Origin of the sequence: Paenibacillus sp. YIM B09110, from assembly GCF_037167145.1 — a bacterium.
Lineage (GTDB): Bacteria > Bacillota > Bacilli > Paenibacillales > Paenibacillaceae > Pristimantibacillus.
Window position 1 is genome coordinate 67,831 of the sequence record NZ_JBANSP010000008.1, and the last position, 15,224, is coordinate 83,054.

Here is a 15,224-nt window from a genome sequence, read left to right on the forward strand (position 1 = left end):
TGTCGTCCTCCTATACTTTATATACTTCCATTTCGTTCCATGTAAGTTCGAGTGCATCCCACGCGTCCCACGGTTTCGAAGTAAATGTGATCTCGTTCCATGTTAGAAACCTAAACACATATTTAACAACCAAATGAGCCGGCAGCACATTACGAATCGCTTGCTCCAGATCTGCTAGATTCAGAGGAACACCTAGTGTTGAAATAAAGCTGATCGATACTTTATAGACCGCGTTATCCTCAATCACCTCGACTTCCCCATTCGCATAAGCCTCCGCTACCGACTTAATCAGTCGCGCCGTTACCGTCCCCGTCCCACGCAATTTCGAGCGGATGACCGATCTGCGCTGATCATAAGGTTGGCCTGCGGATGGCTTAATGCCAAGCTCCCGCTCCCACCTAGCCAACCCCCATGTGGCTGAATCAACGAATCGCTGATCGAAGCCAGCTTCAATAGCCTTCACAAGGCCATCTAACTCTTCACCTTCAGCCTCGGCTAACAATCGAAACTCTTTATTGTCCTCATAAAAGCTAGGCAGGTGGCCTAGCCATTCGCGCCCCATAGGACTCGTCAAATCATTCACTCAAGGCCACCTCCCCGATAATAGCAACCTGCCCAGGCAATACGGACACATTTACCTCGCCACCGTTCACCGTCAAGCTCTCAAAGTCATGAACACCCGGTACGTCAAGCAGCATCGATCCGATGCGTACATACTTAGGTGACGGATCACTAGAGAACGCAATGCCCCGCAAATACGCTTCCAATGTTTCACTAAAAGCAGTCTTCACCGTTTCCAAATTGGCTGTACCATTTAGCACAACGTTAGCCGATACGTTAATCACTACGCCTTGCGCGGCAGTGACTGAGACGTTCGCGCCGATCGGCGCAACCCCTTCACCAGCTCCAGCCGTAGGACTAATATACTGCTGCACATCCTGCACAAGCTGGCTGCTCGCAGGTTGTTTGTTGCTGTCAATGACTACAACGCGAACCGTCCCAGGCCCGTTCCACAGCGGCTCTACCCTCACATCGCCAACACCTGCAATCGATAGCGCCCATTTCCGATAATCGGACTGATTGCCGCTCGTACCCGGACTTTGTATCTCTTCAAAAAAGCGACTGCGCAGCTGTTCATCCGACTCCTCATCCTCGCCTGGCACCAATATGTCTTGCAGTACAGCCGACGCAAGCCCGTTCACATAATCGATAGGGAGCATAGCGCCATATGGCTCATTACCACTGCGGCCGACGGACTCGCATTCGAGCTCGTATTGACCATCAGCAATACGTTCTAATACCTTGAAGTTCAATTGGCTAACCGAAAACCGGCTGCCAACTGGAATCTCGAACGGCCCATCTCCCTCTCCATAAAACCGTCCCAGTCGCTTCGCTTTCGTGGCTGATTGCCTTGTAATACCGAAATCCGCTGTACGCCTACTCAGATACTCACCGCTGGCCGTGTCGCCAAAGGTTAACGCCATCTGGATATCCAATTGCGCGTACATTTCTCCTAATTCTGCCGCCGCTGGGGCTAACGCGTCATAGATGATGCTGCCTTCACGCTTGTCCACATCATTAGGCACGCGATCCAGCATACGCTGCAGCAGTGTACTAAATGTAACGTCCTCATACATCTTGCCTCACCTCCTCTCGAAAGCTCCTAAAGTCAGATACAACGGTAAAGGTCGCCTTTGCCACATCAGCATCGATCTCGATTGAAAAATCATTCACTTCACTAATCCGATCATCTTGAAGCAGAGCTTCACTTATCCTTCGTTTAATCTCCGAACGAACAAACGCCGGATCAGCGCCAACCAAACCTTCCAATTCAACACCGTAGTCAGCGCTATAGCAAAAGAATCGATAACGTTCCGTTTGCAAAATTTTAAAGACCGATTGCCTCACAGCATCCGGCCCATCGGTTAGACCAATGATGCGATTCGCCACAGTATCCAGCTTATACGTCTTGCTCGTCTCAGCCTGTTCTGTCAATTCTGATCCGCCCAAGCTTGTCCCCTGCGGAATCATGGGCGTACCAACTTATCGAGTACAACGTATTGTTGTCCGCCCTGTACGCGAAGAAGTAGCACGGCATCGCCAGCCTCCAGCCCCTTGCGAATAACAACCTTGCCCCCCGTCGCTGACTCTCCCAGGTCCACTTCAAACCTCGTTAAACTTTCCGGTAAAATCAAAAAATCCTCCGGCAGCGTGAAACGTGGATCCACGTTCACTTCCAGAGGATTTAGGTTCGTTACTTTTCCCACCAGGACGGCCATCGGATTGCCTGCCGCATAAGCTGCGGCACCTGCTTTTTTGATCGAATCCAACAATGCCATTAAATCACCCTCAATTCCAGACTCATTGTATGCGCATCCGCATCGAACTTATGGGTACAGTCTTCCACGAGAAAATACTGGCTAATCGCAAGCTCTTGAATCACGATTGGAATATAGAAGCCTGCCCGAACACGAAGATCGCCAAGCGCTTCGATGCTGAGAGTCTTCTGCTCGCGGTTTTTTAAAGTCAACAACTGATCGACAAATGTCTTGATCTGCGCCTCATTCATTTTCTCATCCGCCTGCTGGTACAGTTGGAGCCTGCCCCACTTGGCGATATTCGCGCTGTCTTGGCCAAGATGAATATCCCGCTTCCCCGTCTTCTTATTGTCCTGATACACTTTAATATAGTTATACGTATCGCTGTCTATCGAACGTTTATAACCATAATCGTGCATCAAGCTCCAGTCGCCGACAACGAAATCCAGCTTCATCTCCTTAATATTGCGAAGAGACAATTTGCCGAAATCATCATATAGAAAGAAGTTTCCTCTTTCATTAATAACCGTCAGGTCCAGTGCCTTGCAAATAATGTCGAGCAGCTTCTTATTGTCTTCCGACATTTTCGGGATTTTGTAGCCCGTATCCGATATCGTTCCCAGCTGCAGCTTAAAATCGGATGCAATTTTCTTCACGATATCCGACGCGGTAATATTGGTGAACACGTAGGTGTCATTAGCGAGCAAATACCGGATTTGGTCGTACGCCGTAATCGACACGCTCTCGTCCTTACCAGAATCAATATCGAACACATAGCCATAAAAGACCCCAATCCCGTCTTTCATCACGCGAATAACGTCACCAACGTTCACCGCAAATACATCGCTTTGGAACAAGCTGCCCTTAACAAGCGTCAAACTTAAACTGGATGCAGATCCGATTCGCTTCGTCTTGTAGGTCAGTGACGGAACAATGCTCGTAATGTCCCACACATTGCCGTTTCGGTTATCGATTAGTATCTCTAGCATCTCATAACTCCCTTAGCTTGAGGATTCTACCGATAAGACCATCTTTTTCATTAAGCAAGTAGTCCGGAATACCATTCGCATATTGTAGACTTCGCCATAGATTTGCATTTCCAAGCTGCAGCTTAGCCACATCCAGAAGCGACTCATCTTCTTTCATACGATAAGTTTTAGGTATCTGACGTTCTGAAGGTCGACTCACCTGCTTCTTAACACCGGTTTGATTATTACCCAATATCACTTTCCGAGCGCCGTAAAAAACAAACTTCTTCAACCCGATACTGTATTCGATATCCGAGGAACCCGCGATTTCCGCCCACTCGAATTTCTCGATGCTTACAGCCATATTGAGATCGAATGACGCGCCAGTGAAGACGAATCGGATCGGATGCTTTGTTTTCATCCAATTCAGAATTAAGTTCACGTAATATACCGGATCGTACAAAGCCTGACTTGCGACGAAAGCATAATGATTTGCCGGGAATATGCTTTTGAATGAAATATCTGTCAGCTTCGGACTCTGAATAACGTTAATCTCACCTAAGCCGGACACCTCGAAAGATTTGCCGCCAACAGAATTCCCGATTTGAATATCAGGGGGGTTAACCGGGATTCGAAAGCCCTCTTGCTGATTGTTATAGCTAAGCCAAATACCATACTCGGAATAATTGTTTATCTGCATTATGCGTACACTCCTTCCGCGGAGGTCGCTATCTGCTCATTGAGCGTCTTCTCGATACGTCCAATGATCGTATCAATGTCGTGGCCATTGTTAATATCGCCGGTCTGCACGCTGACGCTAGGCTGCAAGGATACGAAGTTTTGAATGTTCTTCATCTCGGCAAGCTCCCTCATCGTCTTTAAATCTTCACTAGAGATATCAACCGTTTCGTTGATGCTTCCAACTTCATTGACACGGTTAATGTTTGGCTGGGCTCCACCCAAACCTTGCGTACCATCTGGCTGTTCACCTGGCTTTGTACCTGCGGTTGTTTCCTTAAGCTTAGCGCCTAGATCTCCAAGACCGTCATTCATATTGCTCATAAAGCCGCTACCTGCTTTATTGCCTTTATCAAAGGCATCGCCAACATCAGTCTGCGCCATTTTGTACTTCGATAGATCAAAGCCTTCCTTATAATTCTCGGGATCGAATTTTTCCAGTGCGCTGGCTTCAAATTCAGCTATCAGTGGAATCTTAGCTCCGCTGATGGCGTTTAACTTTTCAATAAGCCAGTTCACGTTATCGATAAGCTTATTGATCAATCCTTCAAAGTACCCGAGCACCGTCTGAACCAAATCAAAGAAAAACTTCCGTACGCCATAAGTAGCATCATTAAAGACATTCACAAAGAACCCCACGACATCTAAAATAATATTCCAGAAGACAGCGAACAGATTTTTTAATACTGCGAAGAATGCATAGAATACGCCGGTAATAATGCCGACAATAGCTTCCGTCTCTGCGCCGAAGTAAATCATAATTCCAATTAATATGCCAATCGCCAGTATAATAAGAAGGATCGGCCAGTTTATAAGCAGCCATGCTCCTGCCTGTGCCAGCAATGGCGGTATCGCTGCCCATAATGGCGCAAGCATTCCCCAAAGCGCTGTAAGGATAGCTGGTAAAAACATCGAACCGATTAATAGAAATACAGTCGCTATAGCTGGCCAATACGCAATGAACTGGTTGACCAACCATAATGCGCCATCCGCTACAGAAGCGAGCATTTGAGCTACGAACGAGAGTCCCGCACCGAAAATATCAAAGAATGGCTGGAGCTTACCAGAACTGAATAGTTCATTGATTGCCGTAAGAATCGGCGTGAAAGCTGTTATCGCCCCAGCCCCTGCTCCTGCAAATCCGGCTTTGACTTTATTCTGCAGATCAGCAATTTGTTCACTCGGCGTGTTCATAGCTGTAGCCAACGCATCTTCACCCATATTGGCCTTTACAAGCACTTCATCGAGCGCATTCAGGAATCCATCCACGCTATCCTCGCCTGGCGCAGTGAATTTTGCGATATCGATTCCCTCTACGATTTCGGGACTAATATTGAATTGACTGGCTATGTCTGAAAAGTCTCCAGAGGCCATAGCATCTTTGATCGCTGAAGCTGCACCTTCCGCACCGCCTCCGCCAATATCGAACTTGGACATTTTCATAGCCATCGTTGACATACGGTCTAATTGAGAAGTATCGTTAGCTGCAGGCATAAGCGTAAGAGCTGCCTTCACCCCTTCCGTAACATCGACCCCGTTATCAACCGCATTTTTACGGATATGATCGAATAATGGAGCTCCAACTTCCTCGCTGCCACTTCTAGCAATAAGCATTGCCCGCATCTTATCTTCTTCCACTGCACCTGATATCGCCATTTCGATCATCTTAGCAGCTGTTTCACCAGCTCTGACAATAGCCGTTTCCCACAAGGTTGCCCCTTCTTCAGCTTGCGCAGCAATATCTGCTGGCGGAGGCGCTGCTTCTGGAGGCGCTTGATTCTGAGTCATTTCATTTATTGCAGCTATTGCTCCAACAATATTTCCTAATCCAGCAATAACTTCAAACGGATCTTCTAGACGCTCACGGAAACTACGTCGACCGTTATCTCCATTATTTCCGTTGTTACCATTGTTACCGTTATTTCCATTATTGTTCGGATCACCTGATCCTGAGCTTTGATCTGCAGCTTCTTTCAACTTCTTAAGTGATTCCGTGAACTCGTTCATTGAGGTCGTTGCCTTCTTGAACTCTGTATCCATTTGCTCAATTTCTTGCTTAGCAGCCGAAATGCCTTCGAGCATTAGTCTCCCTTGCTCTGCAAAGTTAGTGAGATTTACCAAGAAATTACCAGTCACAGCAAGAGTGCTTCCATTTACTTCAATAGAACCACTCCCTGTAAAAGAAGAAACAAGATCTGACATCCCTTCACCCCCTTCACACGGGCAAGAGCGCTCTCAGGTGCCGAGAGCGCTGCCCGTCCTTATTTTCGTTTCGATCTGGCTCGCTGCTTCTTCTCGCTTTCGATGCGGACGTCGATCATAGCATAGATAGCCGCTTTCTCGCGGCGGGACATCGCCATCAGCTCGTGGGGCAAGATTCGCAACTCGTGGAGGGCGTAGTAAGCGTAGTTCGCTTCGCCGTCGCCCTCTTTAATTAGTTTTTTACGTCGTCAGCCAGATCGTTTAAACTTTGGTTGAAACCATTAATGTCCTGCACACGCTGGACAAGGGACGCATATTCGCCTGGACGAAGCATGGTGCGAAGCAGATTTTCCGCGCCCATGACTCCGTACGACTTTTGCAATTCCGCATCCTTCAAGTTTGGATAATGAATGCTGCTGACGACTAGCTTCGCCAAGTATTCATCCGTATTCGTCTCAGGTACGAATACCCCATTCTTACCTTTCACTTTGCGCGTCGCCGACTTCCGGCATTCCTCGTTCTCTGCCTCGGTCATACTGCGAAGCTGCCATGCAATCGGCTCGCGCTCCGCGTTCTTGAAGCGATTCGATACGATAAAAGGTTCAGTCTCCTCCGCAGCCGCGTGTTGCGCAAAAAATAGGCTTAGTTCACTCATGTTCGTCCTCCGATATGTTTATATGATTTTTTGGATTAATTGCTCGAAAGTTTATTAAACGGGACTTCGATGTCAACGCCTTCGAAGGTGAACTCCAGTTCTTCCTCCAGCGCCTCGCTTTCCGTATCCAGCTTGCCGATAATGACCTTGTTCAGGTTGACGTTATACAGCGTCACCGTCTGCTTGCCGATAGAGGAAGCCGGGTCCTCATTCACGATAACGACGTCGAAGTAGGAGTCGATGCCCGTCTTCACATAGTCCAGCATCATTTGGCGGAACTTCGTCGTCACGTAATAGATCGTCATGCTGCCCGTTCCCGACCAGCCCGTCGCCTTATGCTGCAAGCCGCGATGCCCGAGCGTCTTGATCTCGGCCTTCGTCTTCTCGATGCTCGCCTCTAGCGTCTTAATATAGAACATTTCCTCGTTAATTCCGTTAATATTGGCATACGCTCGTCCCTCTTGACCGGAAATCGTATCACCTGCGTTCAAAAATGCCATCTTACTTCACCGTCACTTTCATATATACTTTTTCTACGCTGTCTACCGGTTTGATATACGCATCGATGAAGATGCTGTCAGACGACTCCCCGCTCGTAACGGTCAGATCCGTCTGCGAATCGAACTGTTGAATAGCACCGCTGCGCTGCAAGCTGTCCAAATACTTCACGCATTCGCTGCGGAACAAACTGCGGCCATCTAGGCTGTTGTCGATCTTGCCGATGTACGAAGCTTCAAAAATATGTTTAAGGTCGTTCGCGATGCCGTCCAGCACGCGAATGACACGGTTTTTGGCGAATACCTGGCTCTTGCCAGCCGTTAGCGTTGTCAGCGTATTAATATCCTGCTCGACGATCGCTTGACCGTTGCTTGCCGTGAATACGAATTCGCCGGCTTGCAAAGCTGCCTCGATCTGCGTATTCGTGTAGCGAATATCCGCATCGACAGCGTCCTCGTAAGCATCGTAAGTCAATGATTTGTTCATTGCAGCGCCAGCCGTTGCGGCTGCCACCCATACCGTCGCATTTTGCGCATCTACGATCGTACCATCCGCCAGCTTAACGCCGTTTTTGACGCTAATGACGCCTTCATGATCCGCAGCAGCGTATTTCGCAACGACGACTTGGATTTTGCGGCCTTCTACTTCGCGTAGCCGACGGGCAAAAGCCGCATACGCCGCTTTAAGCGAATCATCGCTGGATACGAGCGCGATCGTGTGGAAGTCGAGCAGTTCGATCTTCGACAGGAAGTCGATATGCTGCTGATTCGTAATCGAGCCGTTCGCACCGCCCTCAAGCGCCGTGCCCGCAGTTGCGCTAAGAGTGCCAGTACCGCCGAATACAATGAAAGAATTCGGAACAAGCGATGCGATGCTGTTCACTGTCTGGACATCCGCCTGTACGTTCGATACGTAAGTGATCACATCGAACAAATCACTGTCATCGACGTTCTCCTGAACAGCAACTTTGATATCATTGCCTCGTAAGCCGCCGAACTTCGCTGTTGTCGTAAGACTGCCGATCACAGCCGTTGCTTTCGTGCCCTCATTCAAGCGATACACCAGAACTGTCTTCGCACGATTCAGCGCACTTGCAAGCCAACCAAGCTCCGGTTCGTCAAGACTGTAGCCCAGCAAGCCGAATACATCCGACTCCGCATTGATTTCGATCATTTGCTGAGGCTGACCCCAATCGAGCGTTAACGGGACGGAAACAATACCTCTCTCACCGATGTTGCTTACTGCCTTCTTCTCACCGACCACATTAATATAAACGCCGGGACGAATTTTGTTTTGCGTTGTCCAATTTCCTCCTGCCATGTTCTACATGACCTCCTTTGTCAAATAAACGCTGATTTGTTTCACTGCTTGTTCATGCGAGTAAGTCTCATCCCCATCCAGCACTGCGGCTAGAACGTCTTTCTCGGAAGTCGAATACCTGCTCGCTGCAAGCAGCTGTGATTTGCTGAAGCTTTGCTCCGACTTCGCTGCTTTCCTGTCGCTTTTCTTCATCGATCCTTACCTCCATCTTCTAAAGCCTACGTCGCGCTGCCCGGCTGCTACATATGAATCACTCCTCTCGGGCTTGGTACAGAAAAGGGACAAGCAGCTTATCCCTCAGCCGCTTGTCCCTCGCTCATGATCTCTTGCACAATATCATAGTAGCACGGATTTTTTGGCGATATCGGACATCCAGCGGACAACCTTGGGACATTAAGCGGACATAAACCGGACAAGCTCTTGCACAGCCTTCTGCTTCCATCTGCGGAACGTGCGATCAACAATACCAAGCTCTGAAGCAACGAACTCCGCTTGCTTTCCTTCTATATATCGAAGCTTCAACAGTTGCGCGTATTGGGGCTCGCATTCCTCCAGCGCTTCAAGCGCTTCGTCGATCTCCCGCTTCTGACGCTCCAGATCCTGAAGCTCGCTAATCTTATCGAGCACGCCACGATATCCTTCCGAAGAGGAAGCTCCTGCCCGCGCTTCCAGCACCTTCTTGATCTTGGCCTCCAGCTCTTTAAGCAACTGTTCGTCCTCTGGGCTTGCTGAAGCCTGGATTCGTTTCACTTCCTTTAATTGCGCGCGCGTCCCAAGCGGATATTTCGTTAAGTTCGCATGAGCAGCCGATTCAATCTGCTGTTCTCTCTCGTCCAGATACATATAAGTCGGCAGCTTACGAAGCTCTCGGTGCAGCTCCTGCAGTTTATCGTCCTCTGACACAGCGCTAAGTCGGATGCCCGGTCCGACCGATGTTTTCTCAAGCTGCTTCATGCGCGCCGTCAAACGGCGATATGAGCCCAGCAATTCAAGTGCGATTTCTTCCTTATTCATTTGATACGACCTCCTATTTATTATTTAAGTATTTTAAATACCCTACCACGCAAAAAAATATAACTAAACTTCGGTATTGACAATACCATCTTCGAGAAATATACTAGCTGTGAAGTATTTTCAATAGCAACCCCGCTATTCATTAGACAGCCATATGTTTCCTTCTGATGAATTTCATTGTATTCGGTATTTATAATACCGTCAAGTAGTTTAAATACCGTTATAACAATAATGGAGGGTATTCAAAATGTCACTAGGGTCGAGAATCAAAGAACTGCGCACCGAAAGAGGGCTGACTCAGCAGGAAATTGCTGCTAAACTGGAAATGGGCCGTTCCAACTTCGGCCATATCGAGAACGACCGTGTTACGCCAACGAGCGAGGACTTGCAGAAAATAGCGGATATTTTAACAACGACAACCGATTATTTACTTGGCCGCGACCATACCACGGCAACTATTCCGGAATGGGCCACGTATAAAGATAAGCGCGACTTCAAGAAACTGCTGGAGGACGACGGAGAAGTGATGTTCGACGGCGTGCCGATGAGCCCTACTGACCGTCAGCGTGTCATGGATGTGCTTACCGGACTGTTCTGGGAAGCGAAGCAAATGAACAAGCATAAGAAGACTGCACCGCAGGACGCTAGAACTGACGATGCCGGAAGGTAGCTGTTGCTATGGATAAACTAATTCGTAAGCTGATCCGAAAGTTCCAGACCAACGACCCTTTCACGATAGCCGAAGGGCTTGGCATCCATTTGCGGTACGCGGATTTAGGCGAGGATACGAGAGGCATTTATTATAAAATATTGCGCAGGCGTTTCATCGTTATTCACGAACAACTCCCCGAAGATTGGCGTCGGTTCGTATGCGCGCATGAGCTTGGACATGACCGTCTGCATCCCGGATTCAACCGGTTTTGGCTGGACGAGCAATCATTCTTTAATGTAGGCAAGTATGAGCGGCAGGCAAGCAAGTTCGCCGTCCGGCTTTTAACCGCCGGTGATGCTCCTGTGAGAAGCGAAACCCTTGAGGAGCTGCTGCGGCGTAACGGCGTCCCTCCAGAGATGCAAAAGTTCTATTACTAATAAATAGGAGCTTGTCGTTTAGCCTGTATTTCATCCAGTCTAATCGTGCCCGATCCCCTGTTAAGTGGCTTTTGATTGGATAACATACAGTCAAAACCGTCACTTTAACCTTGAATGACCTATCTCCGTCCATTTGACTGTACGAAATCCAATTAAACGGTTAGTACGCTTTCAAATGTACAACACAAAAAGCTAGCAGCCCATCCTCGGATTGCTAGCTTTTTTATGTGCAATTAGCGCTCAATCAGCCCATACTTGCTCTTGATTCGTTCCAGCTTCTCCAGCATCGGCCGCGAGAGAATGGCCAGGAACATGACTGTCGCGATGGCATGCACCATATCGAACCAGAAGCCCGAAGCGTAGGTTGCGAGCAGCGCCTCCCATGAGAAGGTGGACGTGAACATCATCAACGATCCAATGTTAATAATGCCCCCATAGATGAAGAATGTTGCCAGTCCGCCGAATAGACAAAGCGCCAGCCGCGTCTTCTTCAACAAACCTTTCTTGAACAATATACCCGCCACAAAACCGATGATGCCGAAGCAGAACATTTGCCATGGCGTCCATGGGCCTTGTCCGAAGAAGAAGTTAGAGACGAATCCCGCGACTGCTCCGACGAGAAAACCTGCCTCCGCGCCGAAGCTGACGCCCGCGATAATAACGATCGCCACAACCGGCTTGAACTGCGGCAGCATGAAGAAAGCCGCCCGTCCGGCTACAGCAATAGCTGACAATACGGCAATAACGATTAACTCGCGCGCCTGCGGCTTGCGCTTCTCGAAGACGAGCGCAAAGGGCAACATCGTATATAAAATAATCAATAAGCTAACAAAATAATATTTGCGGTCGTCCAGAACGAAGATACCAAACATAATCGTTGCAGGAATAACCAGCAAGATAAGCGCGGTGGATATCAGCGTCCGGCGGCTGAGCCTGTCGCTCACTATCCGCTTCTCCGGCATTGCTCAATCACATCCTCTACCGTTACACCGTCACTCCATACGTGGCGAACCATGCGATTGGCTGCCGTTGTGTAGAAGCTATTGCCTGCAAAAAACGTTTTTGTCTCGTTCGTCGCAATAATGCTCCCATCGAAAAACATCGAGCAAACCTCACCATGCCTGGCGCAAAACTCGATATCATGCGATACCATTACGATCGTGATGCCTTTTGTATTCAAGCGCTTCAAAAAAGCGGCCAGCTTCTCCTTAAAGTAACCGTCCAGCCCCTTCGTCGGTTCGTCGAGCAATAAAATCTTCGGTTCGAGCAATAGCACCTTTGCAAGCGCGGCACGCTGCTGCTCTCCGCCGCTCAGATCGTAAGGATGCATAGCCAATAACCGTTCCAACTCGGCGAACTCGACTACAGCCGCAACTTTGGCGGCCTTCTCCTCATTCGTCAATCCGGATGAATCAAGCATTTCGTACAAATCCTGCTCAACCGTTTTCTTCACGAACAGATGCTGCGGATTTTGAGGGAGAATGCCAAGATTGCTTGTAAACAGTTCTCTGGCGTTCAGCTTCGCGACGTTTTTGCCGCCGATGAGCACCTTCCCTCTATAAGGTTTCAGAATACCGCCAATTAAGGATAGCGCGGTAGACTTCCCCGTCCCGTTCCCACCGACGATACAGTGGAACTCGCCTTCGCCAACCTCCAGCGACAAATCCTTGATGACATCGGGCCCGTTCTTCTCGTACTTGAACCATACGTCTTGGAATATGATTGCCTTGTTGCGTGACGTCTTGGATACGTCCCGTCGCCCCTCAGCGATCTCCGATTCGGCAGCCGTCTTGCCTTCCAGATATGCATTCAGCCATTGTCGCCCTTCCTTAACTGTAATCGGGCAAGGCAGCTCACTGTCAACTCCGGCACAGATTTGAATGGGAGATGGCATTGAAGCGAACATCGGATGATTCATGCGGGCTAGCGCTTCGCCTACAACCCAAGGCGAATCGTCCGCTATAATCGATCCCTCGTCCATGACGATGACGCGATCCGAAAGCGGAAGCGCCTCTTCGAGCCGATGCTCGGTCATAATGATCGTCGTACCGAGCTCGCGGTTAATTTTGAACACCGTCTCTAGAAAATCAGTCGCCGCGATCGGATCGAGCTGAGAGGTCGGTTCGTCCAAAATAAGCACGGAAGGCTGCATTGCCATAATGGAAGCCAAATTGAGGAGCTGCTTCTGCCCGCCTGACAATTCCGTCACGTTTTTGTGAAACCAAGTCTGAATGCCGAAGAAGCTCGCCATCTCAGCCACCTTTAGACGGATCGCCGCATTGTCGGCGCCTAAGCTCTCGAGGCCGAAAGCCAGCTCATGCCACACTTTGTCCGTCACGATCTGATTGTCGGGATGCTGCAGCACAAAGCCGATATCCGATGCCTGTGTTCTTTGGTCGATTTGCTCGATAGGAATGCCTCGAAAATGGATCTGACCCGAACGCTCGCCGTGCGGCGCAAGCATCGGCTTCAGCTGTCTTAGCAGCGTGCTCTTGCCACAGCCGGACCTTCCGCAGATCGTAATGAACTCACCGCTATGGATTGTGAGATTGATGCCCTTCAGCGCCTCCTCTTCTGCAAGAGGAAACTTGAAGCCTAAGTCCTTGATTCGATAGCTTTCCATTTCAGTTCCTCCACCGCATTTGTAATGACAGGCAGCATACATAATCCGAAATACGCGACATACACGGCCAGGCTATCCGCTTTCATTTCAGCCGCTTTCATTGAGGGAAAATAACGCATCGTATTTTCTCCTATTGCCCACCCGTATAGTATGGCGGCTATGAGTACCAACATGCTGGCAAGCACCGTTTTGTCCCGCCGATCAAACCGATAAAGCGAGAAGCTCGTCCTCCCCGGCAACCCATAACCTCTGGCTTTCATCGAATCGGCCGTTTCAATCGCATTTTCGAGTGCCCAGGTCGTCATTATGGAAAGGATCGTCAGCCCGTTGCGAACTCTTGCAAGCAGGCTGCCCTGAGTCACGTCCCTGCCGATGCTCCGCTGCGCGTTCGATATGATCCTGATCTGATTCATGTAGCGCGGCACGAGTCGGAGCGCCATAGAAAAAGTGAGCGACAGCGCGGGCAAAATGCGCCCGAACAAATAAATAAATTTATCCGAAGTCATGACGGCATTATAACAAGAGAACCATACAATAACCGTTACGAACATACACGCGGAAGCGAGCCCGTACAAGATCGATTCCAGCGTAATCGGATTGCCGTTTTTCAAATAAAATAGAATCGTGACACCCGCGTGATTAAAAAGCGGATTCAATGCCGCCATCGCGAGCAGCAGCGGAAGCATATATAGAACGTTGAATTTAACGGCTTTATTGCGCTTCAGCATAATAGAGTAAGCGATAGCGCTAAATAGCGCTATCGCTTGCATAACGGGATGCATGAACAACATACTGAAAGCAATAACGACGGCAAAATATCCGAAGCTTATGAATGGATGGTAACCGGAGAAGCTGTCGCGGTTCGCTTCTCTATTCATTGTCCCGTTCCTCCCGTGGCCGTATCGCCGCCCACGTCGCGTCCAAGATCGCATGTATATACCCAGTCAACGACATCGCCGTCCTTCAGCGTATAGCGGCTGCTGCCGTAGTTCGGAAACCATCCATTCACCTTGTACATCCAACCGCTCAGCTCGCCGCAATCAAATTCGTACAAATTGTTGATACCTTCGATATAGTTGCTGTTATAGATCGGAGTCATCTCGAATTCCATATGAATTTTATTCGCCTTCATTTCCCGAAGCAGTACGTCGAATACCGATTCACCTTCGTAAAAAGTCACTTTGCGCGCCTTGTAGATGACCCCGTCCTTCGGTAGCACTTCTAGCTTATCCTTGTCGAGTTTATCCAAATTGTCTAGTATAGTAGCGGCGCTTACGGATAAGGTTACGGTTAGCTCCTTGCTCTTATCGACCGTTACGTCCTGCGGCTCCACTGGCTTTGGCTTGCCGGATGGAACAGGATCAGTTAAATATTTATCTTTTTCTTTATCCTTGCTCGGTTCCTTACTCGGCTGCGTCGTTGCCGGCGCCTTCGTCTCAGCTGGACGATTCGTAGCCGATGGCGCATCCTTATCTGGCTTTGGCTCCGGCGTTGCCGAAGGTGTGCCGGTATCGGTTGAAACAGGCGATGGTTCGCCCGCTTCAGCAATAACACTTTCCGTCTCCTGCGGAATTAAGCTCGGCTCGTTCGCACCGGCGATGTCCGGAGTCGTTGTCGGCTGCTCGCTCTCTTCGTAAAGCGGAACCTCGTCCTCTTCCACCACCTGCGAAGCGGCCTCACTGCCCTTGCCCGGCTGCGTGCTTTTGCCATAATCTCCGCCCCAGAAGAAAGCAACCGCCAGAACAGCGATTATCGCCAGCGCTGCAAGCCATTTTTTATTGTTCATATTGATACACCTG

Annotated in this window: 19 protein-coding genes; 2 read left to right on the forward strand and 17 right to left on the reverse strand. The window is 49.2% G+C overall.

The genetic code is table 11. From position 1 onward, the window contains the following. Positions 1-10 precede the first annotated feature (10 nt). From V8F51_RS14170 to V8F51_RS14230, 13 genes are all read right to left on the reverse strand, one after another. On the reverse strand, positions 11-583 hold the full coding sequence (locus tag V8F51_RS14170; RefSeq protein WP_337100930.1) for a putative phage tail protein: 573 nt from the start codon (positions 581-583) through the stop codon (positions 11-13). Beyond that, entirely contained in the window at positions 576-1,637 is a 1,062-nt protein-coding gene (locus tag V8F51_RS14175) for a baseplate J/gp47 family protein (protein ID WP_337100931.1), read from the reverse strand. Before V8F51_RS14175 ends, V8F51_RS14170 begins: the two co-directional genes overlap by 8 nt. Next, the gene (locus tag V8F51_RS14180) at positions 1,630-1,995 is read right to left on the reverse strand and encodes a DUF2634 domain-containing protein (RefSeq protein ID WP_337100932.1); all 366 of its coding nucleotides are present in this window, start codon (positions 1,993-1,995) and stop codon (positions 1,630-1,632) included. Before V8F51_RS14180 ends, V8F51_RS14175 begins: the two co-directional genes overlap by 8 nt. A 32-nt stretch (positions 1,996-2,027) precedes the next feature. Beyond that, positions 2,028-2,339 carry a DUF2577 domain-containing protein gene (locus tag V8F51_RS14185; protein ID WP_337100933.1) on the reverse strand — a complete coding sequence of 104 codons (312 nt, stop codon included), beginning with the start codon at positions 2,337-2,339 and terminating at the stop codon, positions 2,028-2,030. After that, on the reverse strand, positions 2,339-3,307 hold the full coding sequence (locus V8F51_RS14190) for an XkdQ/YqbQ family protein (RefSeq protein WP_337100934.1): 969 nt from the start codon (positions 3,305-3,307) through the stop codon (positions 2,339-2,341). The genes V8F51_RS14185 and V8F51_RS14190 overlap by 1 nt, the downstream gene beginning before the upstream one ends. Position 3,308: 1 nt before the next feature. Further along, positions 3,309-3,986: a peptidoglycan-binding protein LysM gene (locus V8F51_RS14195; RefSeq protein ID WP_337100935.1), complete on the reverse strand. Its 678-nt coding sequence runs from the start codon at positions 3,984-3,986 to the stop codon at positions 3,309-3,311. Then, positions 3,986-6,226 carry a hypothetical protein gene (locus V8F51_RS14200; protein ID WP_337100936.1) on the reverse strand — a complete coding sequence of 747 codons (2,241 nt, stop codon included), beginning with the start codon at positions 6,224-6,226 and terminating at the stop codon, positions 3,986-3,988. Before V8F51_RS14200 ends, V8F51_RS14195 begins: the two co-directional genes overlap by 1 nt. A gap of 59 nt (positions 6,227-6,285) precedes the next feature. After that, positions 6,286-6,408 carry a hypothetical protein gene (locus tag V8F51_RS14205; protein WP_337100937.1) on the reverse strand — a complete coding sequence of 41 codons (123 nt, stop codon included), beginning with the start codon at positions 6,406-6,408 and terminating at the stop codon, positions 6,286-6,288. A 50-nt stretch (positions 6,409-6,458) separates the two neighbouring features. Next, positions 6,459-6,881, reverse strand: coding sequence for a phage tail assembly chaperone (locus V8F51_RS14210; protein ID WP_337100938.1), 423 nt, complete (start codon positions 6,879-6,881; stop codon positions 6,459-6,461). Between the two features lie 35 nt (positions 6,882-6,916). Beyond that, positions 6,917-7,381 (reverse strand): phage tail tube protein, encoded by a 465-nt coding sequence (locus V8F51_RS14215; RefSeq protein ID WP_337100939.1) that lies wholly within the window; start codon positions 7,379-7,381, stop codon positions 6,917-6,919. 1 nt (position 7,382) lies between these two features. Beyond that, the gene (locus V8F51_RS14220) at positions 7,383-8,699 is read right to left on the reverse strand and encodes a phage tail sheath family protein (RefSeq protein ID WP_337100940.1); all 1,317 of its coding nucleotides are present in this window, start codon (positions 8,697-8,699) and stop codon (positions 7,383-7,385) included. 3 nt (positions 8,700-8,702) lie between these two features. Further along, on the reverse strand, positions 8,703-8,891 hold the full coding sequence (locus tag V8F51_RS14225) for a hypothetical protein (protein ID WP_337100941.1): 189 nt from the start codon (positions 8,889-8,891) through the stop codon (positions 8,703-8,705). Positions 8,892-9,092: 201 nt separating this feature from the next. Continuing rightward, complete coding sequence (locus tag V8F51_RS14230) at positions 9,093-9,713, reverse strand: ECF-type sigma factor (protein WP_337100942.1); 621 nt, start codon at positions 9,711-9,713, stop codon at positions 9,093-9,095. Between the two features lie 247 nt (positions 9,714-9,960). Here V8F51_RS14230 and V8F51_RS14235 point away from each other — a divergent pair, with 247 nt between their 5' ends. Both V8F51_RS14235 and V8F51_RS14240 read left to right on the forward strand, forming a co-directional pair. Next, on the forward strand, positions 9,961-10,383 hold the full coding sequence (locus V8F51_RS14235) for a helix-turn-helix domain-containing protein (protein ID WP_337100943.1): 423 nt from the start codon (positions 9,961-9,963) through the stop codon (positions 10,381-10,383). 8 nt (positions 10,384-10,391) lie between these two features. Beyond that, positions 10,392-10,802 (forward strand): ImmA/IrrE family metallo-endopeptidase, encoded by a 411-nt coding sequence (locus V8F51_RS14240; RefSeq protein WP_337100944.1) that lies wholly within the window; start codon positions 10,392-10,394, stop codon positions 10,800-10,802. A 233-nt stretch (positions 10,803-11,035) separates the two neighbouring features. On the opposite strand, the gene V8F51_RS14245 is transcribed toward V8F51_RS14240, so the two are convergent. The 4 genes from V8F51_RS14245 to V8F51_RS14260 are packed head-to-tail and all read right to left on the reverse strand — an operon-like array spanning position 11,036 to position 15,211. Further along, on the reverse strand, positions 11,036-11,764 hold the full coding sequence (locus V8F51_RS14245; RefSeq protein ID WP_337100945.1) for an ECF transporter S component: 729 nt from the start codon (positions 11,762-11,764) through the stop codon (positions 11,036-11,038). After that, complete coding sequence (locus tag V8F51_RS14250; protein WP_337100946.1) at positions 11,746-13,425, reverse strand: ABC transporter ATP-binding protein; 1,680 nt, start codon at positions 13,423-13,425, stop codon at positions 11,746-11,748. The genes V8F51_RS14245 and V8F51_RS14250 overlap by 19 nt, the downstream gene beginning before the upstream one ends. Beyond that, a complete protein-coding gene (locus tag V8F51_RS14255) occupies positions 13,398-14,303 on the reverse strand; it encodes an energy-coupling factor transporter transmembrane component T (protein ID WP_337100947.1) in 906 nt (301 codons plus the stop codon). Before V8F51_RS14255 ends, V8F51_RS14250 begins: the two co-directional genes overlap by 28 nt. Further along, complete coding sequence (locus V8F51_RS14260) at positions 14,300-15,211, reverse strand: DUF4430 domain-containing protein (protein ID WP_337100948.1); 912 nt, start codon at positions 15,209-15,211, stop codon at positions 14,300-14,302. The genes V8F51_RS14255 and V8F51_RS14260 overlap by 4 nt, the downstream gene beginning before the upstream one ends. Positions 15,212-15,224 lie beyond the last annotated feature (13 nt).